The sequence below is a fragment of the Arthrobacter sp. TJ-265 genome, from assembly GCF_058269135.1.
The window spans coordinates 98,044-124,939 of record NZ_JBZCND010000002.1 but is presented as its reverse complement, the minus strand read 5'-3'; the positions used below and the strand labels follow the sequence as shown (position 1 = coordinate 124,939).

10 protein-coding genes are annotated in these 26,896 nt (G+C 68.7%); 7 read left to right on the top strand and 3 right to left on the bottom strand.

Going from position 1 to position 26,896, the window contains the following annotated elements; all coding sequences use genetic code 11:
* Positions 1–151 precede the first annotated feature (151 nt).
* A complete protein-coding gene (locus tag AC4D2E_RS09195; RefSeq protein WP_490952407.1) occupies positions 152–11,005 on the top strand; it encodes a PA14 domain-containing protein in 10,854 nt (3,617 codons plus the stop codon).
* Positions 11,006–11,116: 111 nt separating this feature from the next.
* Here the strand turns inward: AC4D2E_RS09195 and AC4D2E_RS09190 are convergent, their stop codons facing one another.
* Positions 11,117–11,680: an arsenate reductase/protein-tyrosine-phosphatase family protein gene (locus tag AC4D2E_RS09190; RefSeq protein ID WP_490952406.1), complete on the bottom strand. Its 564-nt coding sequence runs from the start codon at positions 11,678–11,680 to the stop codon at positions 11,117–11,119.
* A 140-nt stretch (positions 11,681–11,820) separates the two neighbouring features.
* On the bottom strand, positions 11,821–13,134 hold the full coding sequence (locus tag AC4D2E_RS09185; protein ID WP_490952405.1) for a UDP-glucose dehydrogenase family protein: 1,314 nt from the start codon (positions 13,132–13,134) through the stop codon (positions 11,821–11,823).
* Between the two features lie 395 nt (positions 13,135–13,529).
* On the opposite strand from AC4D2E_RS09185, the gene AC4D2E_RS09180 reads away from it, so the two are divergent.
* Positions 13,530–14,180, top strand: a complete 651-nt coding sequence (locus tag AC4D2E_RS09180) for a 50S ribosomal protein L25/general stress protein Ctc (protein ID WP_490910726.1) — start codon at positions 13,530–13,532, stop codon at positions 14,178–14,180.
* 10 nt (positions 14,181–14,190) lie between these two features.
* Positions 14,191–14,775 (top strand): aminoacyl-tRNA hydrolase, encoded by a 585-nt coding sequence (gene pth / locus AC4D2E_RS09175; RefSeq protein ID WP_490910725.1) that lies wholly within the window; start codon positions 14,191–14,193, stop codon positions 14,773–14,775.
* A gap of 463 nt (positions 14,776–15,238) precedes the next feature.
* Here pth and AC4D2E_RS09170 read toward each other — a convergent pair whose 3' ends face one another.
* Positions 15,239–15,658 (bottom strand): hypothetical protein, encoded by a 420-nt coding sequence (locus AC4D2E_RS09170; protein ID WP_490952404.1) that lies wholly within the window; start codon positions 15,656–15,658, stop codon positions 15,239–15,241.
* 203 nt (positions 15,659–15,861) lie between these two features.
* Here AC4D2E_RS09170 and AC4D2E_RS09165 point away from each other — a divergent pair, with 203 nt between their 5' ends.
* From AC4D2E_RS09165 to AC4D2E_RS09150, 4 genes are all read left to right on the top strand, one after another.
* Positions 15,862–18,633: a helix-turn-helix transcriptional regulator gene (locus AC4D2E_RS09165; protein ID WP_490952403.1), complete on the top strand. Its 2,772-nt coding sequence runs from the start codon at positions 15,862–15,864 to the stop codon at positions 18,631–18,633.
* Positions 18,630–21,290 carry a helix-turn-helix transcriptional regulator gene (locus AC4D2E_RS09160; RefSeq protein ID WP_490952402.1) on the top strand — a complete coding sequence of 887 codons (2,661 nt, stop codon included), beginning with the start codon at positions 18,630–18,632 and terminating at the stop codon, positions 21,288–21,290. Before AC4D2E_RS09165 ends, AC4D2E_RS09160 begins: the two co-directional genes overlap by 4 nt.
* Positions 21,291–21,583: 293 nt before the next feature.
* Positions 21,584–24,202, top strand: a complete 2,619-nt coding sequence (locus tag AC4D2E_RS09155; protein ID WP_490952401.1) for a helix-turn-helix transcriptional regulator — start codon at positions 21,584–21,586, stop codon at positions 24,200–24,202.
* Positions 24,199–26,835 carry a LuxR C-terminal-related transcriptional regulator gene (locus AC4D2E_RS09150; RefSeq protein ID WP_490952400.1) on the top strand — a complete coding sequence of 879 codons (2,637 nt, stop codon included), beginning with the start codon at positions 24,199–24,201 and terminating at the stop codon, positions 26,833–26,835. The genes AC4D2E_RS09155 and AC4D2E_RS09150 overlap by 4 nt, the downstream gene beginning before the upstream one ends.
* Positions 26,836–26,896: the final 61 nt, after the last annotated feature.

Below are 26,896 nucleotides of genomic sequence, written 5' to 3'. Positions count from 1 at the left end.
GTGCGCACTTCCAGCGCGCGCGGAAAGTCCTCAACAGGGGATAGGGCGCACAATGGCACGTCGATTCGGCACAGCAGAGAACAAATCGCGGAGGGTGATTCAGCGGTCAGCAGCATCGGCGACCGCCGGCGCCCTCATAGCTTCCTTGCTCATGGCTACTCCAGCTATCGCATTGCCCATAGCTGAGGTTCCTGCCAACACCGCGGACTGGGCGACGACGCCCTACTCGCCCCTTGAGCCCGTGGAGGTGGCGGCGCCGGGCAACGACCTACAGCTCACCTTCGACGACGATGCCGGCGGGCTGAATGCCGCGGGGGACGTGGGAACCGGGTTCACCATGGTGCAGCCCTCGTCCTCGGACCCAACCTATTACGTTCCCCAAAATATTCAGGTTGCCAACGGCAGCCTGAATATTGCTGCGACGAAGGGGATCGCCTATCTCAAGAACGGCACGGCCGCGAACGACATCGACAAGAACAAGCAGGACAACACTCTCGGAGTCGGGCTCGCCTCCAGTGACAACGTCCTGCGCTTCACCACCACGCTGAAAAGTCCGTCGAACTCCACGTCCGCAGCCCAGGCCGGTATCTGGTTCGGTCCGACCGATGACGATTACGTGAAGCTCGTCCTGGCTTCTCCCTCGGATACAGGGCGCCAGATCCAGCTGTCGCGTGAAGTCGCCGGGGTGACGAATCAGGCTGTCGGGGGCGATCAGCGCAACTTCGACATCACGAAGACTGCGCTTGGTGACCAGGACGTGCAGCTGATCCTCGACGTCAACAGCGTGACCAAGAGCGCCATCGCAAGCTACAAGATCGGCGCCGGAGCGGTAACCTCCCTCGGTACCGTGCCGTTGCCCACCAACTTCTTCGACGGAACCCTGCTTTCGGCCGACGTCCCGAATGTCGATTCCTTCGGCGGCCTTTTCGCCACCAAGCGCAACATGACGGCGGCAAGCACGGTCACGTACTCCTTCCAGGACTTCTCGGTCGCCCAGCTGGACGCTACCGCTCCCGCCGCACCCGGCGACGTGACCGCAGCGTCGGCGCCCGATTCCGTGGCGCTGACCTGGGCAGCTCCGGCAGACACCGACGTCGCCGGCTACCGCGTCTACCGCTCGGGAACCACTCCCGTGGCTACCACCGGAACTCCCGTTTCCGGCGCAGCACTGATCACTGATCCATCCTTCACGGACGAATCGGTCTTCATCGGTGGCACCTACCACTACTCGGTTGTGGCGGTGGATGCCGCCGGGAATACTTCCACGCCCACGGAAAGCGGCGAGGTTGTTCCGCCGGCTCCCTCTGGGACACTTGTGGAGAAGATCAACTTCCAGCCTTCGGCAGCGACCGCGCCCGCCGGCTACGCAGCCGACACTGGTGCTGCCTATGACGCGGCGCGTGGGTCCGGCTGGATCACGGAGGATGACCGCACCCCGTTCGATTTCTCCCTGAACACGCGGACCCGGACGGGAAACCCCGACCCGAGGCTCACCTCGATCATTCACATGCAGTACGGGGACCTCGCTTCCGCCTCGCCCGCGAACGGAGTAACCACGGAGAAGGGCGTCTGGGAATACGACGTCCCGAACGGCACCTACAACGTCGTTGCCGCCGTGGGAGACACAGGCGCCGGCGTCACCAACAACTACGACAGCAAGCACCTGGTGAGGGCCGAAGGAACCGTGGTTCTCGAGGAATTCGTCGGATCGGCTCCGCGTCAATTCGATGAAGCCGCAGGGACCGTCGAGGTGACCGACGGCAAATTGACGATCGATGCCATCGGCGGCTCGAACACCAAGCTCGCCTACGTCGACATCTATTCCGTGACCCAGGACGCACCGGTTCCTGCTGCTCCTGCCGGGCTTCAGGGTGAGGCCGGCGCGTCCGGCGTGGTGCTGGAATGGACGGCGTCCGAGGGTGCTGCCGGGTACAACGTGTACCGCGGCACCACGGCCGAGGTTGCTGTGGATGGAACCCCGTTGAACGGGGACGCGCCGGTACCGGGTGTGACGTTCACCGATGAGACCGCTGCTGCGGACACCACGTACTACTACGTGGTCGTCGCCATCAACGAGGAAGGCACCGCGTCGGATCCATCGGACGCCGTAGAGGTCCAGATACCCGCAGAAACCAGTCCGGTTCCTGCTGCTCCTGCCGGGCTTCAGGGTGAGGCCGGCGCGTCCGGCGTGGTGCTGGAATGGACGGCGTCCGAGGGTGCTGCCGGGTACAACGTGTACCGCGGCACCACGGCCGAGGTTGCTGTGGATGGAACCCCGTTGAACGGGGACGCGCCGGTACCGGGTGTGACGTTCACCGATGAGACCGCTGCTGCGGACACCACGTACTACTACGTGGTCGTCGCCATCAACGAGGAAGGCACCGCGTCGGATCCATCGGACGCCGTAGAGGTAGTTGTGCCAGCTGAGGGTGGGCCGGAGCCTGGTAGTTGTGCTGTGGGTCAGTGGGAGGCTGAGTTCTTCCTGGGTCAGGATCTCGGTGGTGCTCCGGTGAAGATCGAGTGCGTTGACGCTATCGATCAGGAGTTTGCTGATGGGGCAGGGCCGGAGGGTGTTGCTGATGGCAATTACTCGGTCCGGTGGACGAAGACCGTGACCGAAGGCGCCGGGACCTATGATTTCAAGGCGCGCACCGATGATGGTGTTCGGATCAAGGTGGACGGCGAGCTGGTCCTGGATAAGTGGTTCGGCCAGAGCGCTACCGAGACGTACACCGTTGCGGCGCTCCTGCCGGAGTCGGCAGTGGTGGAGGTGGAGTACTTCCAGGGATGGGGCAAAGCCTCCGCGGACGTCTCCTACACGAAACTGAACGACGGTTGTGCTGTGGGTCAGTGGGAGGCTGAGTTCTTCCTGGGTCAGGATCTCGGTGGTGCTCCGGTGAAGATCGAGTGCGTTGACGCTATCGATCAGGAGTTTGCTGATGGGGCAGGGCCGGAGGGTGTTGCTTCGGACGATTTCTCGGTCCGGTGGACGAAGACCGTGACCGAAGGCGCCGGGACCTATGAGTTCAAGGCGCGCACCGATGATGGTGTTCGGATCAAGGTGGACGGCGAGCTGGTCCTGGATAAGTGGTTCGGCCAGAGCGCTACCGAGACGTACACCGTTGCGGCGCTCCTGCCGGAGTCGGCAGTGGTGGAGGTGGAGTACTACGAGGGATACGGCAAAGCCTCCGCGGACGTCTCCTACACGAAACTGAACGACGGTTGTGCTGTGGGTCAGTGGGAGGCTGAGTTCTTCCTGGGTCAGGATCTCGGTGGTGCTCCGGTGAAGATCGAGTGCGTTGACGCTATCGATCAGGAGTTTGCTGATGGGGCAGGGCCGGAGGGTGTTGCTGATGGCAATTACTCGGTCCGGTGGACGAAGACCGTGACCGAAGGCGCCGGGACCTATGATTTCAAGGCGCGCACCGATGATGGTGTTCGGATCAAGGTGGACGGCGAGCTGGTCCTGGATAAGTGGTTCGGCCAGAGCGCTACCGAGACGTACACCGTTGCGGCGCTCCTGCCGGAGTCGGCAGTGGTGGAGGTGGAGTACTTCCAGGGATGGGGCAAAGCCTCCGCGGACGTCTCCTACGCCCGAGTCGGTGCCGACACCAAGGCTCCGTCAGCTCCAAGCCAGCTCGTCGCTACGGCGGACGACTCCGCCGTGGCCCTCAGCTGGGAGGTCAGCACATCCACTGACACCGTCGGCTACCGGGTCTACCGGGGAACCGACGCCGGAGTAGAGGCTTCCGAAACGCCGCTGTCGGGCTCCCCGCTGGTCGAGAATGCCACCTACCGGGATGTCAGCGCGGTCGCAGACGTGACCTACTACTACGTGGTCACGGCCGTGGACGCTGCAGGCAACGAGTCCGAGGTGTCGAACGAGGCGATGGCCATGGTGGCCACTGTCGAGGACACCGAAGCACCTGACGCACCGCTCGACCTCGCGGCCGTCGCCGGCGACGCAGCGGTGGAGCTGACCTGGAAGGCGTCGGCCTCCACCGACACCGCCGGCTACCAGGTTTACCGCTCGCTGCAGCCCGTTGTCGCCGACACCGGCGAGGACGAGGCCGTTTCCGGGGAAGCCCTCGTGAACGGGATTGCCTACACGGATGACACGGTCAGCAACGGCACCACGTACTTCTACGTGGTGACCGCGGTGGACACCGCCGGCAACGAGTCGGAGGTCTCGAACGAGGTGTTCGCCGTTCCGACGGTTCCGAACACCACTGACGTGAAGGTGGACTTCACGGCAACCAACGCCGTCCCTGCGGCGGGTTACCTCGCCGACTGGGGCCAGTCCTACGGACCTCGGACCAATCCGAACCAGGGCACCGGCCTCTCCTACGGGTGGCTCTCCGAAGACGGGACCCCCGTGAGTCTGGTCGGCAACGGCCGGGAGCGCGTCCGCACGGGCATCGATGGACGACTCAACAGCATCATCCACATGCAGTACGGCGACGTGAACGGGACCAACGGTGTCAACACCGAGGGCGTCTGGGAGCTCGCGGTGCCGAACGGCCTCTACGAGGTCGAGGTGGCGGTGGGTGACGAGCCCGGCGCATCGAACGTCTACGACTCCAATCACGTCATCAACATCGAAGCCGGGCTGGGCATCGAGAGCTTCCAGGCCACAGCCGGCGAGGAGTACCGCACCTCCACCACCACCGTCGGTGTATGGGACGGCGCACTCACGCTCACGGCGACAGGCGGAACGAACACGAAGATCGCCTATGTCGAGGTGCTCGGCCTGGAGCAGGCACCGCACGTGGATACCATGCGGCCGGACAACCGTGCCTCGGGACACGATCCCAACGACGGCGTCTCCGCGACCATCCGTGTACCGTACGCCGGCGTCGGCGTGGACCCCACGACGCTGCCGGGAAATGTCCACATCTACGAGGCAGCCTCCGGCGTGGAAGTGCCGTCGTCCACCGGGACCTCCGGCGGCAACGACGTCATCTCCACTCAGCCGGCCGCACCTTTGAAGCCGAACACCAACTACCGCTTCGTGGTGACCGACGGGGTGAAGGACAACTTCGGTGCGCCGTTCGTGCCCTTCTCCTCCATCTTCACCACGGGAGCCGGCACGGTCGAGACCCCCGAGGAGTTCACACCCCTGAGCGGCGTCGGATTCGAGAAGGTGGAACTGCCCATCGGGGCGGGAACCTACTGGTCGACCTTCGCCTTCGGTCCCGATGACAAGCTGTATGGGGCAACGATCGGCCAGGGCCTGTTCCGCTTCACCGTGAACGACGACGGGACACTCTCCAACAAGGAAAGCCTCGGCTACCAGGGCCGCGCCATGGTGGGCCTCGTCTTCGACAAGTCCTCCACGGCCACCGACTTGAAGCTGTGGATCACCTCCACCAGCGCCAATGTAGGCAACGAGCAGGGGCAATGGATCTCCGGCATCAGCCGGCTCACCGGCGCGAACCTGCAGAACGAGGCCAAGATCTTCGAAGGCCTTCCGCGCTCCCAGTCGGACCACCTGACCAACTCCATGGTCTACGGTCCGGACGGCCGCCTGTACTTCCAGCAGGGATCGAACCAGGCAGCAGGTGACCTCGACAACTCCTGGGGTCAGCGCGGGGAGAAGCTTCTCACCGCCGCAACCCTGGTCTTCGACCCCGCGAACCCGCAGGTGCAGGCCGCGGCCAGCGGTGCCGGCTCGATCAACGTACAGACAGCCGACGGCGGAACCTACAACCCCTACGCCTCGAACGCTCCGCTGAAGATCTACGCGACCGGCATCCGCAATGCCTATGACCTGGTCTGGCACTCCAACGGACACCTGTACGTCCCCACCAACGGCACGGCAGGCGGAGGCAACTCACCCGGCGTCACGGCCAACGCCAACGGCACGTTCACGCGTGTCGCGGCACCGGGCATCCCGGGTGCGTCCACCGTCAACGGCAGGGACGTCACCGCGCAGTGCCAGCGTCGCAACTACACCGGAGGATCGGTTCCGGCCATCGCCAACCACCCGACACAGCGCGACCTCCTGTTCGACGTCGTCGAGGGCGGCTACTACGGCCATCCCAACCCCGAGCGTTGCGAATGGGTGCTGAACGAGGGCAACGACCCGGCGAACCTGCCGGAGTCTCCAGGACAGGGAGGCAGCAAGTACGCCTCCGGGGTGAAGGCGGATCCGAACTACCGCGGAATCGCCTATGACTTCGAGTTCAACAAGTCCCCGAACGGGGCGCTCGAGTACCAGAGCGACACCTTCGGCGGTCAGCTGAAGGGCCGTTTGGTGGTCACGCGCTTCTCCAACAACAACGACCTCATCTTCCTGCAGCCGGACCCCGCGACCGGCAAGATCCTCGGCGCGCAGGTACCCACAGGCGTACCGGGTGTCCCCAACACCACCATCAGTGGTGCAGACGGGTTCAACGATCCGCTGGAGGTCGTCGAGGATCCGGGGACGGGCAACCTCTACGTGAATCAGTACGATCGAAGTGGTGGCGCGCAGAAGATGTTCCTCCTGCGGGTGCCTGCCGACCAGCAGGCGGCCAAGCTGGATGCCTCTACGGACGAGCTCGTCTTCTCGGCCGTGAAGAACACCACCAGCAGCACCAAGCCGCTCACGGTCACCAATACCGGCCCGGATGCCGTGACGCTCTCACGGGCGATCCAGGGTGCGCAGGCCGGCGAGTTCACCATCACCGGTGGATCAGGGACCTCGCTCGCTCCCGGAGCCAGTACCACCCTGCAGGTGGCCTTCAAGCCCGGATCCGCAGTAGGACAGCGGAGCGCGACGCTTGCGGTCACCGCCGGCGACACGACGCTCGAGATCGGTCTGTACGGGCTCTCCATGAACGGCATCGAGGGCGGGAACGAACCCACTTTCGCGGACGTCCTGGGCACGCTCGGCCACAAGGTCAACGTGGGGTGGACCAACCTCGCAGGCGGGGTGGAACCGACCGCGAAGGGTGATGAGGTACTCGAACCGCTGTTCGTGAAGTCGGGCAGCGCGCCGGTCACCATGAAGCCCCTGGCCCAGTACGCACCCCGCGAGGACCTGCCTTTCGGGTGGTACACCGGCAACGGGACGGAGACCGAACGCAACAAGGTTGGCTCCATCGATATCAGCGGCTACCAGTCACTGCTTCCGCCTGCCAGTCCAGGATCGGCGAGCAGCTTCGATCCGGGCACCGAGGAGTTCGGGTTCTACTTCTACTCGAACGTCTTCCAGCGGGTCGGCTTCACCGAGGACCGGCTCAATACCGGAATCGCCCACCGGGCGCGCATCTACCCGGCAAAGGACCGCTCCGGAGCGGCGATGGCCAACAGCTACATCGTGGCCTTCGAGGATGCCGCCAACGGTGACTACCAGGATTACGTGTTCCTGGTCCAGGGAGTGAAGCCGGCGGGCGACGTGACACCGCCGTCGACAGACGCAATCCGCGTCAACTTCTCCGACCTCGCCGGGCCCCTGCCCGCCGGATACCTCCGGGACCACGGACAGGCCTTCGGCACACGGACGGCGCCCGATCAGGGCACCGGACTGAGCTACGGCTGGAAGAGCCAGGCCACGGAGAACCCGCTGGACATCTCGACCGGCGGCACCACCCCGGGCAACGGGCGGACGCGGGTCACGGCGCAGACGGACCAGCGCCTGGAGTCACTGATGCACATGCAGTCCGGTGATGTGTCGGGGACGTTCAACGGTGTCGCGACCTACGCGTACTGGGAGGTGGCGCTGCCCGCCGGCGAGTACCGGGTCACTGTCGCCGCGGGCGATTCGACGGTCAACACTTCCGATCTCGAGGCGCACACCATCAACCTCGAGAACCAGCCCGTCATCAGCAGGTTCGTTCCGACCGGTGCGGCCGGTGCGAACAGCCGCCACGCCACGGCGACCGCTGACGTCGAGGTCACCGACGGTTTCCTGACCGTCGACGCCAATGGCGGCACCAACACCAAGATCAACTACCTGGACATCGTCCCGCTGGCCGACACCGAGGTACCGGGGGATGATCCCACCGACGGCGCCCAGGTGAAGGTGAACTTCCAGACTCCGGCGGCACCGACGCCGGCAGGATGGACCGCCGATACGGGCATGGCCTTCGATGCCGAACGCAAGTTCGGGTGGCTCGTCGACGGGGCGCCGACGGACCGCAGCAGTGCCGCGAGGTACCGCACCACGGCCACGCCTGGCATCAACTACCCCGCCGACAACCCCTTGCTGCAGACGACCACACTGATGGGGCCGGCGACCAACGTCAGCACCGGGGTGTGGGAGTACGAGCTTCCCAACGGGACGTACAAGGTCGCCCTGTCCGTCGGTGATTCCGGATTCCTGGATTCCACCCACGGGGTCGCTGTCGAAGGGCAGCCACTGGTCAACTCCTTCGTTCCGACCGGAGCAACCCCGTTCCAGACCGGAACACGGGATGTCGACGTCGCGGACGGCAAGCTGACCGTGACGTCGACGGGAACCAACAGCAAGATCAACTGGATCTCCATCAAGGGAGACGGCCTCGACGGTCCGCCGGCGGGGACCACCGAGGTGAAGTACAACTTCCAGACGGAAGCCGCTCCTACGCCGGCAGGATGGATCAAGGACTACGGGCTGGGCTACTCCGCGGCCACCGGCTTCGGCTGGCTGGTGGGCGGAGAGCCTGCAGACCGCGTGCTCGGCGGTCGGTACCGCACGGCCGCGGCATCCGGGATCACCTATCCGGCCAACGACCCGCTGCTCCAGACGCTCAATATCATGCAGAGCGGGACGGTCACCGGGTTGTCGGACGGCACCTGGGTGGCGGACGTAGCGGACGGAACGTACACCGTGAGCGTCTCCGTGGGCGATGCCGGCTTCCTCGATTCAACACATGCGATCGAGGTCGAGGGCACCCCCGTGATCGATCCCTTCGTTCCTACCGGCAGTGCCCCGTTCAAGACAGGCACGGCCCAGGTGACGGTGACCGACGGACAGTTGACGGTGGTTCCCACCGGGACCAACACCAAGATCAACTGGATCACGATCGCGGGCAAGGCACTCACCGCCCCATCGGTCGCCGTCACGGTCAACGGGACGGAGATCGGTTCCAGCTTCAGCGGCGGAACGGCCAACGTGTCCCTTGCAGCCACGGCGCCGACCGGGACGACGATCGAATCGCTCACCTACTCGGTGAACGGGGCGGACCCCGTGGCCTACACGGCACCGTTCGTCTTCGACACGGCCGGCAACTACGTGCTCGAGGTGACCGCCACCGACACCACCGGGGCGTCCACCACCAGGACCGTCCAGTTCGAGGTCCTCGACATCGGGGGGACGCTGACTCTCCGGAACGAACAGGTCACCCGCCAGGGCGGAGCTCCCATCCCCGGCCTGTCCGAGGACTGGCTGGTCATGCACCGCATCAATGGCGGCGTCTCGACCCACGAGGTGGTGGACGAGGCCACGGTGACGCTGTCCAACACCGGCAGCAAGGGTCTCCGCATCACCGAACTCGCCCTCGGCGGACCCAACGCCGGGCAGTTCACGGTGACCAACGCACCCGAACTGCCGTTCACGGTGCAGCCCAACGCATCAGTCCCGGTCACCGTGCAGTTCACGGCGGCGTCCGGCGGCAAGGGTGTCAGGGTCGCACAGCTGAACATCAGGTCGAGCGACCCATCCGCTGCGCTGAAGCCGGTGCAACTCCGGGGCGCCTACATGACGCAGCCGGAAGGCAACAGCGAGCTATCCGTCAATGAGATCGCCCAGGCCTTCGGCTGGACCACGGACCTCGGCAACCCCTCCAACGGCGACGAGATGCGCACCTCTGCCCTGAACGGGGAGGAAGTCCGGTCCCTGCAGTGGAAGCGGCTCGACTCGGCCATCCCGGTCACCGCCCGTCAGATCGCGGCCTTCCACGGTTGCTGCACGGCAACCGAGACGGTCAACATCAACGGGGCGACGGCGACACACAACGCGGCGTACGGGCAGGCAATGCTTCCCCTGAACAACGCGTTGACCGGACCCACACAGCTCACGACGAATCCCACCGGGAATGTCGGGATCGTCGTGGCAGGGCAGTCCACCAACAACGCCAACTACATGGCCGTCAAGACCTGGCCGGTCAGGGACAGGGACAGGAAGATCGTTCCAGGGGCGTGGATCGTGGGTCACGACTACATCAGTTCACCGAACCAGTGCGGTATCGCACCGACGAACTGTGACTACCAGGACAACATGTACCTCGTCACGAACATGGTCCCGGTCGCCTCGTCCGACACCACCGCGCCGGGCGTCGTCACGGGCGTCGCCGCAGCGGCTTCCGGGTCCGCGATCGACGTCACCTGGGCGGCAGGACCGGAAACGGACCTCGCCGGCTACTACGTCGAGCGGGCAACCTCTGCGGCAGGACCGTGGACCCGCATCAGCGGGAACACGCCCGTCCGCGGTCTGAAGGTGACGGACACGAACCTCCCGTTCGCTGCCCAGGCCTTCTACCGGGTGCAGGCGGTGGACGCGTCGGGGAACGCCTCTCAGATGTCGGCCACGGCGAGCACGGCCATCCCGGCGTCGGCAGGTCAAGCCATCCGCATCAACGCGGGCGGCGGAGCGGTGACGACCGGCGGTGTGAACTGGCTGGCCGACACGTATTTCGCGGGCGGCAAGACCTACACCAACCCGTCGGTCACGCAGATCGCCGGCACCGACAGCGATGCGCTCTACTTCTCGGAGCGCAGCGCAACCACCGGTCCGGGAGCGTTCGGGTACAACATCCCGGTGCCTGCCGGGAACTACACGGTCAGGCTGCACTTCGCGGAGATCTACCACGGTGCAACCGGCGGTGGAGCCGGCGGAACCGGCAAGCGTGTCTTCGGCGTCAACCTCGAGGGAGGACCGCAGGAGATCAACAACCTCGATCTCAACGCGGTCGTCAGCCCGATGACGGCCCACATCGTGAGCCAGACCCTGGGTGTCACGGACGGGAACCTCGATATCGACTTCGCGTCGACCGTGGATCAGCCGAAGATCTCCGCGATCGAGGTGATCCGCAACCCCTAGGTAGGAGATCGCGCCTTCCCCGTCCGAGTGTCGGATCGGGAACGTAGATACCGCGAAGGGGGAGGTCCTGGATGGTTCCAGGGCCTCCCCCTTCGCTTGCGGTCAGCGTGGCTAGGCGGACGGGAGGGCAAGCGCTCGGAGGGCCGGGACGATCTGAGCGACCATCTGTTGGTACACCTCGTCGCTGCGTCGGTAGGGGTCGACGACGTCGTCCTGTCCGGGCGCCGCGTGGGCTGACCTCGCGCGAAGTGCCCGGGGGAGGGCTGCTCGCCAGCGGTCAGCCGGCGGCAATGCCTCATCGAGCGTCAGGTGCGGAAGAATCCTCGCGAACTCGCGCAGGGTGAAGGTCTTCCTCAGCATGGACGGTGCCATTTCGACGATACGGCTGCGGTGCTCCCGGGTGAGGGCGAGTGCCAGGTCCGCATCGTGAAGGAGCTCCGGGGTGAGTTGTCTGGAAGAGAAGTTCTCCGCCGAGCCGCCGAACACACGGATAAGTCCCGCTACCTGCGGATCGATCGGATTGCCGACCAGCGCGCCGGTGCCGGCGCTCTCGACGACGAACTCCTCGGGGTAGCGTTCGTCCAGCCCCGCCTGCAGTAGCCGCTCCGCCATGGGGGACCGGCAGATGTTGCCGGTGCAGACCGTGAGGATGCGGAACGGTGTATCGGTTGTCATGGCCTCAAGTCCTGAAAGGTAGTGCCGAGCGGTTAACCGGCGTCACCAGCACGGGAAGCTGCCTACTGAGCCTACCTGCCACGCGTCACCGAACCGGTTGTCCGCGCAGGAGGAGAGGCTACATCGGGTGGCAGGAGAACTCAGGGCTTTCCGATCCCCTTGTAACTCCATCCCGCTGCGCGCCAGGTACTGCCGTCGAGGACGTTGCGCCCGTCGAGGATGTTTTTGGTGCGCACGAGCTGCGCCGAGCGCTCCGGGGTGATGGCCCTGTACTCCTCCCACTCGGTCAGCAGGAGGAGTGCGTCGGCGTCGGACATCGCCTCGTCCAGGTCCCGCTCATAGGCAAGCTCCGGGAAGCGATGCCGGGCCCCGTCGATCGCCTGCGGGTCGGTCACCGTCACGGCTGCGCCTTGCAGTTGCAGCTGGGCTGCGATGTTGAGCGCGGGGGAGTCGCGGACATCGTCACTGTCGGGTTTGAATGCAGCTCCGAGGACAGTGATGCGCTTGCCGAGGAGCGAGCCCCCGAGCAGGCCGCGGGTCAGCTCGACGGCCCTCATGCGGCGTCGCACGTTGATGTCATCCACCTCGCGCAGGAAGGTCAGCGCCTGGTCAGCGCCCAGTTCCCCCGCGCGGGCCATGAAGGCCCGGATGTCCTTGGGGAGGCAGCCTCCGCCGAACCCGATGCCGGCGTTCAGGAACTTGCGGCCGATGCGCTCGTCCAGACCGATGGCGTCGGCGAGGACCGTCACGTCGGCGCCGGTCACCTCGCACACCTCGGCCATGGCATTGATGAAGGAGATTTTTGTGGCGAGGAACGAGTTCGCCGCGGCTTTGACCAACTCCGCGGTGGCGTAGTCCGCAACGAGGCGGTGGGTACCCAGGGAGAGGGGCGTGCTGTATACCTCGTCGAGGGCGGCCGTCGCTCGCGCACCGGGCTCGCCGTCGGGCACTCCGTAGACGAAGCGGTCGGGTGAGAGCGTGTCCTTCACGGCGAAGCCCTCGCGGAGGAACTCAGGGTTCCAGGCGACGATGGAGTCGGGGTGGTGATCGGCCAGGAGCTCGGCAAGTCGTGCAGCGGTTCCCACAGGCACAGTGGACTTCCCAACCACGACGTTGCCTGGTTCGAGGGAGCCGAGAAGGGCGGTGAAGGCGCCGTCGACGTGGCGCATATCCGCTGCGTACTCGCCTTTCCGCTGGGGCGTCCCGACACACAGGAAGTGGACCTGCGCACCCTTGGCATCGGCCATGTTGGGGCTGAACTTCAACCGACCGGTCGCCAGGACCTCACCGAGGAGTTCGGGCAGGCCGGGTTCAAAGAAGGGAACACGACCTGCCTGGAGTTCGCCGATCTTCCACGAGTCCGTGTCGATGCCGACGACGTCGTGCCCGAGCTTCGCCATGCACGCCGCGTGGACCGCACCCAGATAACCGCAACCGATGATCGAAATGCGCATGCTGATGCTCCTCACGACACGGACTGATCCGCGGCCGACGCTAGCGGGACCCGAAAGATTCCCCGTAGGCGCAGGTGGGGAGGAGCTGAATTGCGGGTGAACCTATGGAGTCCGCGACCGGTACCGGTGGAGGGGAGCGGCTCGGTGGTCAGCGAGTGATCCTTCGGGACAGGGCGGGACGGACGGCAGCGCCCGGTCCTGTAGGATGGATCGCGATGCCTAGGCGAGGGAGCGGGCCGGATTGCACGACGTCCGGTCGAACTCCGTGATCGACGGTGGCTAGCGACTTGACTGGTTTCTAGACGACTGCCCCACTCGCGTGTTCCTTCCGCCCCGGCTTGCGTCCCAGTGCTCGCGCATCCACGCGACGAGCCGCAATCGTTCCAGGAGAAGCCATGTCCGAGCAGAAGCTCGCAGCACACGTCCGCACCGAGTTCGGCAAGGGCTCGGCCCGCCAGGCCCGCCGCGCCAACATGATCCCCGCCGTCATCTACGGGCACGGCGCCGATCCCATCCACGTCCTGCTGCCGGCCAAGGCCACCACCCTGGCCGTCCGCACGCCCAACGCCCTGCTGTCGCTGGACATCGCGGGCGAGGACCACCTGGCCCTCGTCAAGGACATCCAGCGCAATCAGCTCAAGCGGATCGTCGAGCACCTCGACCTCCTGACCGTCCGTCGCGGCGAGAAGGTCCAGGTGGACGTCGCCATCCACGTCGAAGGCGAGCCCGTCCCTGACGTCGTCTTCAACCTCGAGGCCACCACGGTCCTCGTCGAGGCCGAAGCCACCCACCTGCCCGAGACCCTCACCGTCAGCATCGACGGCCACGACGTCGGCGAGCACGTCCACGCCTCGGACATCGTGCTGCCTCAGGGCGTCACCCTCCTCACCGACCCCGAGACCCTCGTGGTCAACCTCATGGCCCCCACGGTCCAGGACCTGGGCGAGACCGAGGAGACCGACGTCGACACCGAGGCCACCGCCGAAGGCGCGACCGCCGGCGATGCCGATGCTGACGCCGTCGTTACCGACGCCGACGAGAAGTAAGCAAGAATCGGTGTCCTCTGACACCTGGCTCGTAGTCGGGCTCGGGAATCCCGGGCCCGGCTACGCAGGCAATCGCCACAACGTGGGCCAGATGGTCCTCGACCTGCTCGCCTCCCGGCTGAGCGGTCGCTTCACCTCCTCCAAGGCGCAGGCCGTCACCCTCGAGGCGCGCCTCGGCATCGGCGGTCCGCGCCTGGTCCTCGCGAAGCCGTTCACCTACATGAACATCACGGGCGGCCCGGTCTCCACGCTCGCCCGCTTCCACGACGTGGCACCCGATCACGTGATCGCCGTGCACGACGAGATCGACATCCCCTTCAACACGCTGAAGCTCAAGCTCGGTGGGGGAGAAGGCGGTCACAACGGCCTCCGTGACATCAGCAAAGCTCTCGGCACCAAGGACTACCACCGCGTGCGCGTGGGCGTGGGGCGACCGCCCGGACGCCAAGACGCCGCCGACTTCGTGCTGAAGGACTTCGGCACGGTCGAGAAGAAGGAACTGCCGTTCCTGCTCGACGACGCCGCGGACGCCGTCGAACTCCTGATCCGCGACGGCCTGCTCGAAGCGCAGCAGAAGTTCCACGCCCAGAAGTAGTCGAGCCGAAACCGGTGAGTGCAGGCGATTTCCTTCGCTGTCACCTCATCCAAAGGGCGACCTCCCATCCTGTGCCGCACGGCTCGAAGCCAATTGGCCCACGCCTTCGTGAACGCGGGCCTGCAGCCGGCGGCTGCGTTCTCTTGGAACACTTTCCAGCAGGGGAAGGCTCCCGCTCGCTGGCCGATCCTCGGGTCGGTTACGGTCGGATGGGTGCCGTCAGGCAGGATTACCACCCCCGTATCACCTTCGAGGAGGATATCGACTGTGTACTCGGTGCCGTAATTCCTGAGGGGCGCAAGGAATATCCCGGATTGGACGATTCCGTTGATGATACCGGCGTTCTATGGGCCGTACTGCCAGCCACTCCTATTGATGACGAAATGGGCAGGGCTGTACGGGATAGCAGGGAAGAAGTCAGCGATCGGTGATTCCCACACACCTACCATTACCGCGCCGCCGTTCACAGGGCACCGTTGCGGGGCGTGAACGAGAACGTCGCGCCGACTCGGGTCACTGGCTTGCCGAGGTCGGTCTCGAGGTAAGACTCTATTTGCTCAGACTGGTCGGCGGTGTTGGTGAGCTTTCCATCATCAACGGCATAAGCAAAGCCAAGCGCGGGGTTGCTGATCAAGGCGGTCCTGTACTCGCGGACCTGCTCAGGAATGCCCTGCTCGAATGTCGCGAGAACGCGGGCGTGGACGCGATAATCATGTCCCACCTGTTCCGCGCGAGTGCACCGGTAAGGACCACTTCTGCGATAGCGACCCATCCGAGCAGAACGATCCTGATAAGACGCTTCACCGTTTCCCCGCTGTTCGAGACCTGCCCCGATCCTACCGGCCATAATCCGGCTGCTTCGCAGTAAGGCTTGTTCCTGCACGCGGTTCAGCCTTTTCATTCCTGACTTCCCGGCTGCGTAGTTCCAGCGCCGCCTTTTAGGTAATTGCTCAACCTTCGGAGCGGGTTAAGCGAGTAGGCCTTTTTTGACCCTCGGTAGATCCCACTCGTGCTACTAGCCACCCGTCTTCCTAGTGTGGGATCAGGTCTTTCGCTGCATTCTCTGGGGAACAGGACGGCACTACTGTGGAGTCTCGAACGCACTCTTTCATCGGCGCAGACACGCCCTTCTCCGGTGCGTCCGCGGCCGGCTCGCAGGGGGAGCAGGCCTTCATTGCGGCCCGCGCCGACCTGGTGGAGGCCGTGCTGCGGCGCCTCCAGGCCCCAGGAGGGATCGGCGCCGTGGTCCTCGGCGAGGATGGCAGCGGCAAGACGGCGCTCCTGCGCGCCGTGGCCCACCGTGCTTCCCGTACCCACCACGTGGTGCGGATCTGGGCCTCCAAACGTGCCTCCGCCGAGCCGTACCGGGCCATCGCCTTCCTGCTGGCAGAGCTCGAGTCCCGAGATACCCAGCATCCGGTGGCTATCGTCCGGGGTGTCCGGGCCCTCCTCGAGGAGCAGTCCGACGGCCGCCCCGTGCTCCTCACCATCGACAACGCGGCCCACCTCGACGCCGAATCGGCGACGGTCATCAGCCGGCTCGTGATCGCCGGGACGGCCTCCGTGCTGATCGCCGCCGAGGCACTCCGGGCCATGGACACCTCCTTCGCGGACCTGTGGCGCGACGGCGATCTGGAATGCTTCGACCTCCCGCTCCTGACCCGGCAGCAGATCCGATCCATCGCCGAGGCGACGCTCGGGGCCCCCGTGTCCCCGGACGGCGTCGACCTGCTGGAGCGTTCGAGCGAGGGCAATGCCCGCTACCTGTCGGCCGCCCTCGAGGAGTTGCCCCACCAGGGCCTTCTGCTGGAGGGCGGGGTGTGGGTCACCACGGCGGATCGGGTCCCCGTGCCGTCCGCCGCGCTGGACGTGGCGCGGTCCACGCTCGCTGCCCTGCACGAGCACGAGCAGCGGATCGTGCGAACGCTCGCGTTCGCCGGCTCGCTCCCCTCGCTCGCGGTCCTGCACCTCGCCGGCAGTCGGGAAACGCCGTCGGACGCGCCGGTCCCCGCGCCTCCTCTGCCGGGGGACGAGGCAGCGCATCTCGACGCCCTGCAGTCCCTCGTCGTCACCGGGACCAGCGGGGGAGCCGGGATCGTTTCCCTGCGTTCGGCGCTCTTCGCAGCCGCTGTCCGCGAGCAGACGACCGAGGAGGAGGCCGCGACGCTGTATGCGCTGCTGGTCGGCCGTCCCGGCGCCATCGATCCCGCCGGGCTCGACCCGATGCTGCACGCCGACTGGCTGCTCGCCGCCGGCCTGCCTGTCCCAGCGGATCTGTCCCTCGCGGCGGCGCGTCGCTGCGCGTTCCTCGGGCGCCACGAGCGGGCCCTCTTCTGGACGTCCTTCCACACCGACGACGGCCCGGACCGTGTGCTCGTCGCGGCCGGCGCCGCCCTCGACCTCGGGCACGGCGACCGGGCGGAGGCGCTGCTCGCGGACGGCCCACTGGCCACGGACGGGCCGGCCGTTCCCACTCAGGTGGCGCTGCTCCTGCTGCGCAGCCGCGCCTCACGCCTCACCGGCGGCCCTCCGGGAGCGCGGGCGGCGCTGCTCGACGACGCCGGCCTGCTCCTCGCCCGCGCGGACCAGGAGTCCGGGACGGCGGGGTGTCCGGGGCGGCAGCTCCTGGAGTGCCGCGGGCACCTGATCATCGAGCGGGCCGACGATGCCGCGTTCGCCGGCGACTTCCCGGCCGTCGTCGGGCTCCTGCAGGGGACGGACCGCACCGGGTGGACCCCGGACCAGGAAGCGCTCGCCGATGGGCTGCTGTGCGGGGCCCTCGCGATGACGGACCAGCAGTTGGCCGCCGTCGGGCTGGCCCTCGCCCTGCAGCATCGTGTGGATGCATCAGCGCTCAGCCGGCGGGTGCGCGATGTCACGCGCCTGCGCATCGCCGTTGCCCAGTACGCGGCCGGCAGTGCAGGCCACGCGGGGAAAGGTGGTGGCGCGGCCACGGACGGCCGGGTCGCTTTGTCCGCCGGCGGGTCCGACCTCGTGCAGGATTTCGTCACAGGCGTGGGTGCTGCCCTCCATGGCCGGCCCGACGAGGCGCGCGCGCTCCTCCTGCCCGTGACTCGGCAACTGGAGGTGCTGGACCCGCACGGCCTGCTGCCCTTGGCGTCGGCCGTCCTCGCCTACGGCCACGCCGAATCCGGTGCGGGGGATGGGGCGGTCGGCCACCTGCCCCGAGTACAAGCAGGACGCCCGGCGTCGTGGCTGGCAACCGCGGCGGTCGGTCATCTGCGCGCGGTGTCGGCAGGTCCACGCGACCCGCAGTCGGAGACCGCCGCACGGCTCCGCCTCCTCGCGCAGGCGGCCGAGGCGCAGGGGGCGTCGCTGGCGGTGATGCTGCACCGCCTGGCCGAGGTCCGCTCGGGCAACACCCGGGCTGCCGGAGCCCTGGCGGCCGCGGCTGCGCGTGTCGAGGGTGGCTACGCCGCCACCTGTGAGCTGTATGCGATGGCGATCGGCGCGTCGGACGCGGAGCTGTTCGCCCAGGCGATGGAGAGTGCGGCGCTCGCCGGGGATCTCGGCCTGTCGCGGGAGTGTGCGGCCCAGGCGCTGCAGACGGCGCAGCTCTCCGGCGGCCGCGGAGTCCTCCGGGGCATCCAGCGGCGGGCCCACGGGCTCTTCGGGGACACCTCGGACATGGAGCTGGACGTTGCACTCGAACGCCTCACCCGGCGCGAGCGGGAGGTGGCGCGGCTCGTCGCCGCCGGGGAGAACAACCGGGACATCGCCCTGAGGATCGGCGTCACCACCCGGACAGTGGAGGGGCATCTGTACCAGATCTTCTCCAAGCTCCACCTGAGCACCCGCGGCCAACTCGCGGACCTCGTTCAGGCGGGAGCCCGATGAACTTCCTCCGCACCGACCACCTCCTGCCGTGCCGGCAACCTGTTCTCGACGCGCTGCTCGATGCCCTGGGCCGGGACGACCGGCAGGGGGCCCTGGTCCTCGGGGAGACCGGCCTGGGGAAATCGTGCTTGCTCCGCGCCCTGGAGCGCTCCCTCCCCACCGCTGGGCGATCCCACGTGGTGCGCGCATCCCGTGCGCTGCGTTCCGTGCCCTACGGGGCTCTCGGCGATCTCTTCGCCGGTGTCCCGGCGCAGGACCTCGCTGATCCCATCCCCATGCTGCGTGCCGCCCGGAAGCACCTGCGAGGACCGGACGATGGCCCCGCCGGGACGGTGCTGGTGGACGACGCGCAGTTCCTCGACGAGGAAAGCACCCACGTACTGACACAGCTGGCGGTCTCGGGGGTGATCCGGCTCGTCGCATTCGCCGACCATTCCCTGGCTCCCGCCACCGGGCTCCATGCCTTCGCGAGCGAGGGCTACCTCGACCGGGTTCAGCTCGAACCGCTCGCCGATGCCCCGCTGCGCGCCGCGGCGGAGCACGCGCTGGGACGCCCGCTGGGAACCCGGGCCCTGATGCGCCTCCGCGAGACCACCGGCGGCAACCCGGTGCTCCTCAGGGCGGTGCTCGAACACCTCATATCGACGGCTGTGCCTCCCGTGGATGCCGAGGGATGGGATCTCGATCTCACGCGGCACCCGTCGGCGGGCGCGCTGACCGATCTCGTCGCCTCGATCCTCGCACCGATACCAGAAGCGCAGCGCACGGCCCTGGATCTCCTGGCCCTCGGCGGGGCGGTCCCCGCCGACGACGTCGAACGCATCACCGGGGGCGAGGCCGTCCGCGCTTTGAGGAACCAGCAGCTCGTGGCCGGCCACCCCGCGGACGCCCGCTACCTGTCGCTGCGCCACGGCCTGTACGGCGCGGTGCTCCGGGCCACCCTACCCCTCGGCCGGAAGGCCCTGCTGCATGCACGGCTCTACGACCCCGCGTTCGCCCTCCCGCCGTATGGGTGCCACCGGCTCCGCCACCTCGAGTGGGCCCTCGACGTGGGGGCCTCCGCAGAGGCGGCAGTGCTCCTCGACGCGGCGCGGGTGGCCACCGAGCTGGGTCGGCTGGAGGCGGCGGACCGGTTCCTGCACGCCGTGCCCGCGGCGCACGGGCCGGCCGCCGCCGTCGGCCGCGCACGCCTGCTCACCGCGCGCGGCCGTCCGGCAGAGGCCGTGCGACTGCTCGCCGAGTGGAAGGCCGAGGTAGTAGAGGTAGAGGCCGGTGCGGCCGATGACGGTGCGGGCGACCCCGTGCCGACCGCCGTCGTCGCCCAGGGTGCTGCGATGCGTCTGGCGGGTGCGCCCGCGGCCGACATCGCAGCGCTGTTCGATGGCCTTCCGTCCCGCACGGCCGATGCCGCGGCGGGAGTGGACCTTCTGAGGGCGCAGCTCCTCCTCGATCAGGGAAGGCCCGCGGATCTGCCCCTGACCGGGGACCTGCTCCTCTTCGAGGACGCGGAGCACCTACCGGCATCGCGCGCCGTCGCCCTCGCCCTGCGCGGGGAAGCCCTAGGGCTGCGTGGCCGGGCGGTCGAGGCCGTGCAGTGCACGCACGCCGCGCTCGCCGCCGTCCTCGCCGACCCCTATCGGCTCGCCCACGTGTACGAGGACGTCCTGGCCCGGCACGTCCTCGTCCTCGCGCACGCCGGCGCGGCCGACCAGGCGCTCGCCGTGCTCGGACAGGCCGAGACCGCCGCGCTGCCCTTCGGGCCGGGGGAGGCGCTGCGGGGCATCGTGCTCGTCCGGCGGGGAGATTTCCGGGACGGCCTGCAGGCCCTGGTGCCGGCACTGGCCTCGCTGCGCAGGGTGGACCGGCAACTCCTGCTGCCCTATGCCGTAGGGGTGGCCTCCTGGGGTGCAGCGGTCCTCGGGGAAGCGGAGCAGGCCGCGGCGCTGCTCGGGGAGCACCGGGCGCTGCCGCACCGCGGGCGCCTGGATCTCGAGATCCTGGGCCGCGTGTTCGCCACAGCCGCGGCCTCGCGGGAGCCTCGCGCTCCGCAGCAGCCCACGCCCTTCGCTGCGCTGGTCGACGAGGTGCGGCCGCCCGAGCTCCGGACCTGTGAGAAGGACCTCCTCGTGCTCGCCGTCCTGCTCGGGGTGGCCGGTGCCACGGGCCGCCTGGCCCGGGCGGCCGCCGAGCTGCAGGGCAAGGAGGCCCTGATCCTCGCGGACTTCGCCGGGGCCGCCGGTGCAGGGGATGCCGCCGTGCTCGGGGAGGTCGCGGACCGCGCTGCGGCCGTCGGGCTCCCGCTGATCGCCCTGAATGCGGCCGCACGGGCCTGGGAGCTCCGGGGCGAGTCCGGGGCTTCCTCGGACGGCCGCGTTGCCGCGCGGCGCCTCGGCACGTACGGCGCCCCCTTCGTCGGCACGTCCTTCGAGGTGCCGGGCGGCGCCGGCCGCCTGAAGGCCCTCACGAGAAGCGAGGGCGCCGTGGCGCGCCTCGTCGCGGCCGGGGAGAGCAACCGGGACATGGCGAAGGCACTCTGTGTCTCGGTGCGCACCATCGAGGGGCACCTGCATCGCATCTACGTGAAGCTCGGCATCAGGGGGCGCGCCGATCTTGTGCAGGCTATGCGTGAGCCGGACCTGTTGCAGCCCACTACCTAGGCACCAGCCTTCTCGATCGGGTATGGCGCTCCGCGCAAGAACGGCCTCGACAGGTCACGAGCAGGTACCGAGAGGTCCATCAGGTACCGATGCGGGTAGACAACGATACAAACTCGCGTATTATTCGGCGGGACCGACGTAGTAGCAGCGAGCCCTTCCCGGGGCGGGTGGGGGAGCCGAAGCCCAGTCACGCGGTCAATGGGGATGAGCGATGACGCAGCAGGTGGACACGAGGTGCCGATGTCGCGCGGGCACGTACCGGCCCGGCGCGACGCACAACTCTGGCGCGCTCCATGAATGAGACCGTGGCGACCGGCACCTGGCCCCTGGTGGGCCGCAGTGCCGAGACGGACCAGGTGCGGACCGCTCTCCTGGACCCGGCCTCCTCGGGCGTGCTGCTCGTGGGCGCCGCCGGACAGGGCAAGACGGCGGTGGCCCGGCACGCCGTGACTGCCCTGCCGGCGAAGCAGCAGACCCTGTACATCCGTGGTTCCAGCCTCGGCGCCACCGTGGCCTACAGCGCGCTCACCGTGCTCCTCGTCGATCTCGAGGACGAGGTGACCGGGAACCCGCTGGTGCTGCTCACCGCGCTCCAGTCCCTTTTCGCTGGAATGCCCGGGGACCTGCCCGTCGTCGTCGTCGACAACGTGGCGGACCTGGACCCGGAGTCCGCCACCGCCCTGGCCCATCTCGCCTCCACGGAGTCCGTGCGGCTCGTGGTCATCACCGAGGAGATCCCGAGCACCCCCGAGCCCTTCCTCGAGCTGTGGCGGAACCAGGTGCTGGTGCGGGTGGACATCGAACCGCTGACATTCGACCAGACCCGGGACCTGCTGCGGGAGGTCCTCGGCGGCGAGGTGTCCCGCGCCCTGGCGGTGGCGTTGTGGCGTGCGAGCGACGGCAAGGCCGGTAACCTCCGTACCCTCCTCCCGCTCGCGCTCGAAACGGGCCAGGTGGGACACCGGGACGGGATCTGGATACAGTGCCGCCAGCGGCAGGGGAACGCCCTGTACGGCGCCGACATCGGGACGAACCCGCTCGACGCCGCGACCGGCGTCGAGCGGACGGCCCTCGCCCTCCTGGCCGTGCTCGAGGCGATGCCGCTGCGGATGCTGCTGGACCACATCCCCCGGGAGGAGGTGGACACGCTCAACCAGCGCGGGCTGATCCGCGTGCAATGGGGTGAGCACCCCACCGCGGTCATCGCGGAGCCGTGCGCCGCCGCGGCGTTCAGGGCCGCCCTCTCGCGCTCCCCGGAGCCTGTGATCCTCGCAGTCCTCGACAAGATCGAAGGGCGCGAGGACCTGCCACCCGCCGCCGGCGTCGTCCTCACGGCCTGGCTCCTCGACGCGGGCGTCGCTGTCCCGGAGGAGCGCCTCCTGCGCGCGGCGAAGCACGCGAATCAGCTCGCGCTGCCCGGCGCGGCCCGCCGCTTCCTCGACGCGCTCGACAACTGGCGGCAGCACCTGGCCGGCGTCGTCGAGTACGCGCGGCTGCCCCTCGACGACGCCGCCACCCTGGCCGTCCGCTCCGCCATCGACGCGCTCCTGCAGGATCCCGCCCTGCCCCCGGCGGGCCGGGCGGCGCTGCGCCTGGAAGACGCACGGACGCGGCTGCGCTCCGCCCCCGTGGACGACGCCGTGCTGGAGGTGCTGCACGGGTGCGACGCCGACTGCTCGGCCGTGCAGGGGGCCGCCCGCGAGCCCCTGACGGTGGAGCTGATGCTCCTGCGCGTGGAACTGGGCCTGCTCCAGGGGCGCTACGCGGAGGTCATCCGCGACGCCTCGGGCCTTAACACCTCCATCCTCGACGCCTCGTCCACGGCGATGCGTGCCAAGGGCATGCTCATGATCGCCCTCGCCGCAGCAGGACAGCACGAGTGCGCCGACGTGCTTGCCGAAGTCCTGGTACAGAGCCCGCGCACCGCCTCCCATCCCCGCGACCGGCAGGAGGCGCACCAGAGCGCCGTGCTGGCCCTCGCCCTCGCGGGCCGCCTCGACGAGGCCCTCGAACGCCTGGGCCGGGTCTCGTCCTCACGCGACGACGTCCAGGACGAGGTGTGGGCGGAGAGCCTGGCGGGTATCCTGCTGGCTGCGGTGGGCCGAAGCCGGGAGGCGCTGCGGCTGCTCCTGCCGGCGATGGCCGAACTGGGGGTGGAGGACCGCTCCGGGATGTTGCCCGCGGCGGAGGCCGCCGCAGCGTACGCGTACGCGCTGGACGGCCAGGACGAGCCCGCCCGGAGCCATCTCGACGCCGGACGGCGGCAGAACAGGCGCGGCGGCTGGCCCGCCTGGCGCATCGTCGACTACTTCAGCCTGCTCACGGCGTCCCTGCTCGAGGATCAGGGCGGCGCTGCGCGGGCCATGCTACGCGCCGCGAACGTCGAGCGTGGCCTCGGCAGCAAGGGCCTGGAACTCCTCTTCCTACTGCAGGCCGTGCGGCTCGGTGAGGCCTCAGTGGCCCACCGTCTGCTGGTGCGCTCCGGCGAGCTCCAGGGCCCGCTCGCGCACCTGGCCCGGCTCTTCAGCAGGGGCGTCCTCTCCCAGGACGCGGCGCTGCTCCTCGAGGCATCCGAGGCCTCCCTCGCCGCCGGTGACCACGACCTCGCCGGCTCCTCCTCCCTGCTCGCCGTCCAACTGCGCGCACCCGAGGACGACCCCCTGATCTTCGTCCGCGCGGAACAGATCCTCCGGCAGACCGCCGTGGAGCGGCGCCGGTCCCTGACCCGACAGGCGCTGACGGAGCGCGAGCGCGCGGTGGCCAGGATGGTGGCCCGCGGCGCCTCCAACAAGGACATCGCCGCCGCCGAGCACCTCTCCATCCGCACCGCCGAAGGCTACGTGCACCGGGCGATGTCCAAACTGGGCGTGCACAACCGCAAGCAACTGCGCTCCGTATTCAGGAACCGATGATGGACACCGGAGAGGGGCTGCAGATGCTGGGTGGGAGGGCGGACCTCGTGCGCACGGTCGCCGACGCGCTCGTGGCCCCCGATGCCGTGGGCGTCGTGCTCGTGGGAGAGGCCGGCATCGGGAAGACTGCCATCGCACGGCAGGTGTCCCACCAGCTCAGGGACACGGCCCGGATCGTCCCGGTACGGGGCGGGACTGGGCTCCGCCCCATCCCCTACGGAGCCCTGTCCCGCTACATGGTGGGGCTCGCACCGGCCGACACCGAATCCTCCTCCGCCGTCCTGCGCCACTTCATGCGGCACGTCGCCCCGGAGCCGCGGTCCCAGGTCCCGCCGGTCATCCTCGTCGACGACGCACATACCCTCGACAACGAGTCCGCGCTGCTCATCATGCAGCTGGCCACCGCCCAGAAGGTGAAGATCCTCGCCACCGCACGCCAGGTACCGGGCCCGGTGGGGGAGTTCGCCCGCGCCGCGCAGGACGGCCTCCTGGCACACCACCTGGTGGAGCCGCTCACCCTCCCAGAGGTCCGGGAACTGTGCGGGCAGCTGCTCGGCGGTCCCATCCTCACCGGCGCCGCGCGCATGCTGGCTGCGACCACCCGGGGGAACCCGCGGCTGCTGACCATGCTCATCGAGCAGTTCAGGGCACAGGGCTACCTCGTCGCCAGGAACGGTGTGTGGCGCTCGCGGGGGCCGCGGCCGGCCATCGGCGCACCGCTGGTCGACCTCCTGCTGCACGGACTGGGGGAGCGCAGCCCTGCGGAGATCGAGGCCCTTGAAGCCGTCGCCGCCGTGGGGCGGGTCGCGCTGGCCGACCTCGAAGCAGCCGTGGAGCGCGGAGTCCTGGCCCGGCTGGCCCAGGAGCGCCTGATCGAGCTGGACCCCCTGAGCGGGCAGTTCGTGTCCCTCCGGCATCCCCTGCACGCCGAGGCGCTGCGCGGCAGTCTTTCCCCCGTCCGCGCCCTGGACCGGGCCGACGCCGCCCGCGCCGCGCTGCCCCAACCGCCCCAGGACCCGGACGGACTCGCCGCCTGGGTGGCCTCGGCTCTCAGGACGTCCTCGCCCGTCGAGGACCCCGTGCTGCTGCGGTCCGCGCGGGTGGCGAACCGGCTCCACGATCCGCGTCTCGCGCTGGACACGCTCAGGGCGGTCCGGCAGCCCGCCCCCACGCCCTCCTACCTGCTCGAAGTGGCCTGGGTGCAGGGGACGGCCGGGAACCGGCCGCTCGCCCGGGTGCTCCTCGACGAGGCGCTCCGGACAGTGGAGGACCCCGCCGTCGCACGGGACGGGGCCGCCCTCTCCCTGCACCTGCACCGCCACCTGCCGGAGGGCGGGCGCGCGCTGCATGCCGACGTCGAGCGCTGGGCTCTCCTGCTGGAGACGGACGCCGTCCGCCTGCTCCACACCTCCGTGGAGATCCTCGGCGGAAACCTGAACGGCACCCCTGACCTGGAGGCGGCGCCGGTGGATCCTGGGCTGCCGGAGGAGGTGCGGCTGGGACACCTCACCTTGCTGGCGCACGCCCTGACCCGTTCCGGGAGACCCTTGGCGGCGTCCCGCGTCCTCGAGGAGGCCCAGGAGGAGCTCGAGAAGAATCCCGAGCACCTCCTGACCTACCGCGACGCCGTGTCCGGGGAGCAACTGATGTCCCTCATCGGCACCGGTGCCTGGGACCACGCCCGCGACCGCTTCCACCGGTGTTATCCGCCGGAGGCCGAGAGCGCCTTCCTCCTCAGCGGCTGGCTCGACGTCATCGACGGCAGCAGGAGCCTGCAGACCGGCCGCTTCCGCGACGCGCGCGAGCACCTACTCCTGGCCGTCGAGGCCTTCCGCGACAGCGACGCCCTGCATCTCCTCGACTGGGTCTCCGGTGCCGCGGCCTACGCCTGCGCGCGTTCCGGCGACGAGCCGGACGCCCGGGCCCTCATCGACGCCCGCGGGCCGCTGACGGGCGGGTCCGACGCCGTCGCCCGCCGCATGGGGGACGCCCACGTCGTGGCCGCGCTGGGCTACCTAGGCGAGGAGGACGCCGTGCCGCGCCTCCGGTCGATCGCCGCCCGGGCCCAGGACCGGCGCTCGCTGCTGGTGGCCGCCACCGCCCTCGACCATGCGGCGGTGCTCGGGGACAGATCGGCGCTGCGGCCCCTTGCGGAGGTGACCCGGGCGTTCGATGGCGAGCCGGGCCGCTGCCTGCACCGCTTCGCCGACGCGGCCGCGGCCGGCGACCGCGACACGCTCGTGATCGAGAGCGAGGCGTCCCGGCAACGGGGGTTCCTGCCGCTGGCAGTCCGGTGCTTGGAGGAGGCCGCGCTGGTGGGACCTGCCGGTGCGACGGCCCGCGGCATCGACCGGCAGCTGGCGGCCCTGCGCACGGAACTCCGCGTGGTGCCCGGCGGCGGCGGCGCGCCGCCGGCCCACGGGGCCAGGTTGACGCGCGGGGAGCAGGTGATCGTGAAGCTGGTCGCCGAAGGGCACACCAACCGGGAGATCGCGGAGATCCGGGGGATCTCCACGCGCACCGTCGAGGGGCACCTGTACCGCATCTTCGCGAAGCTGGGCATCAGCCGGCGCGAGGTCCTGCAGCAGCCGAATGCGGTCCCGTCCTCGCTGCCGGGGCGGCCCACCCGCTGACCGTCCCGACTTAGGCAGCACTGGGGTGCCCCGGGGCGCCCGGAGTGGCAGGATTACAGCA

What these genes read in the sequence shown, in the direction of transcription:
- AC4D2E_RS09185 (WP_490952405.1), bottom strand. Translation starts at nt 13,134, where the DNA reads ATGCGCATTTCGATCATCGGTTGCGGTTATCTGGGTGCGGTCCACGCG.
- AC4D2E_RS09155 (WP_490952401.1), top strand. Translation starts at nt 21,584, where the DNA reads ATGAATGAGACCGTGGCGACCGGCACCTGGCCCCTGGTGGGCCGCAGT.
- AC4D2E_RS09190 (WP_490952406.1), bottom strand. Translation starts at nt 11,680, where the DNA reads ATGACAACCGATACACCGTTCCGCATCCTCACGGTCTGCACCGGCAAC.
- AC4D2E_RS09180 (WP_490910726.1), top strand. Translation starts at nt 13,530, where the DNA reads ATGTCCGAGCAGAAGCTCGCAGCACACGTCCGCACCGAGTTCGGCAAG.
- AC4D2E_RS09195 (WP_490952407.1), top strand. Translation starts at nt 152, where the DNA reads ATGGCTACTCCAGCTATCGCATTGCCCATAGCTGAGGTTCCTGCCAAC.
- AC4D2E_RS09150 (WP_490952400.1), top strand. Translation starts at nt 24,199, where the DNA reads ATGATGGACACCGGAGAGGGGCTGCAGATGCTGGGTGGGAGGGCGGAC.
- AC4D2E_RS09160 (WP_490952402.1), top strand. Translation starts at nt 18,630, where the DNA reads ATGAACTTCCTCCGCACCGACCACCTCCTGCCGTGCCGGCAACCTGTT.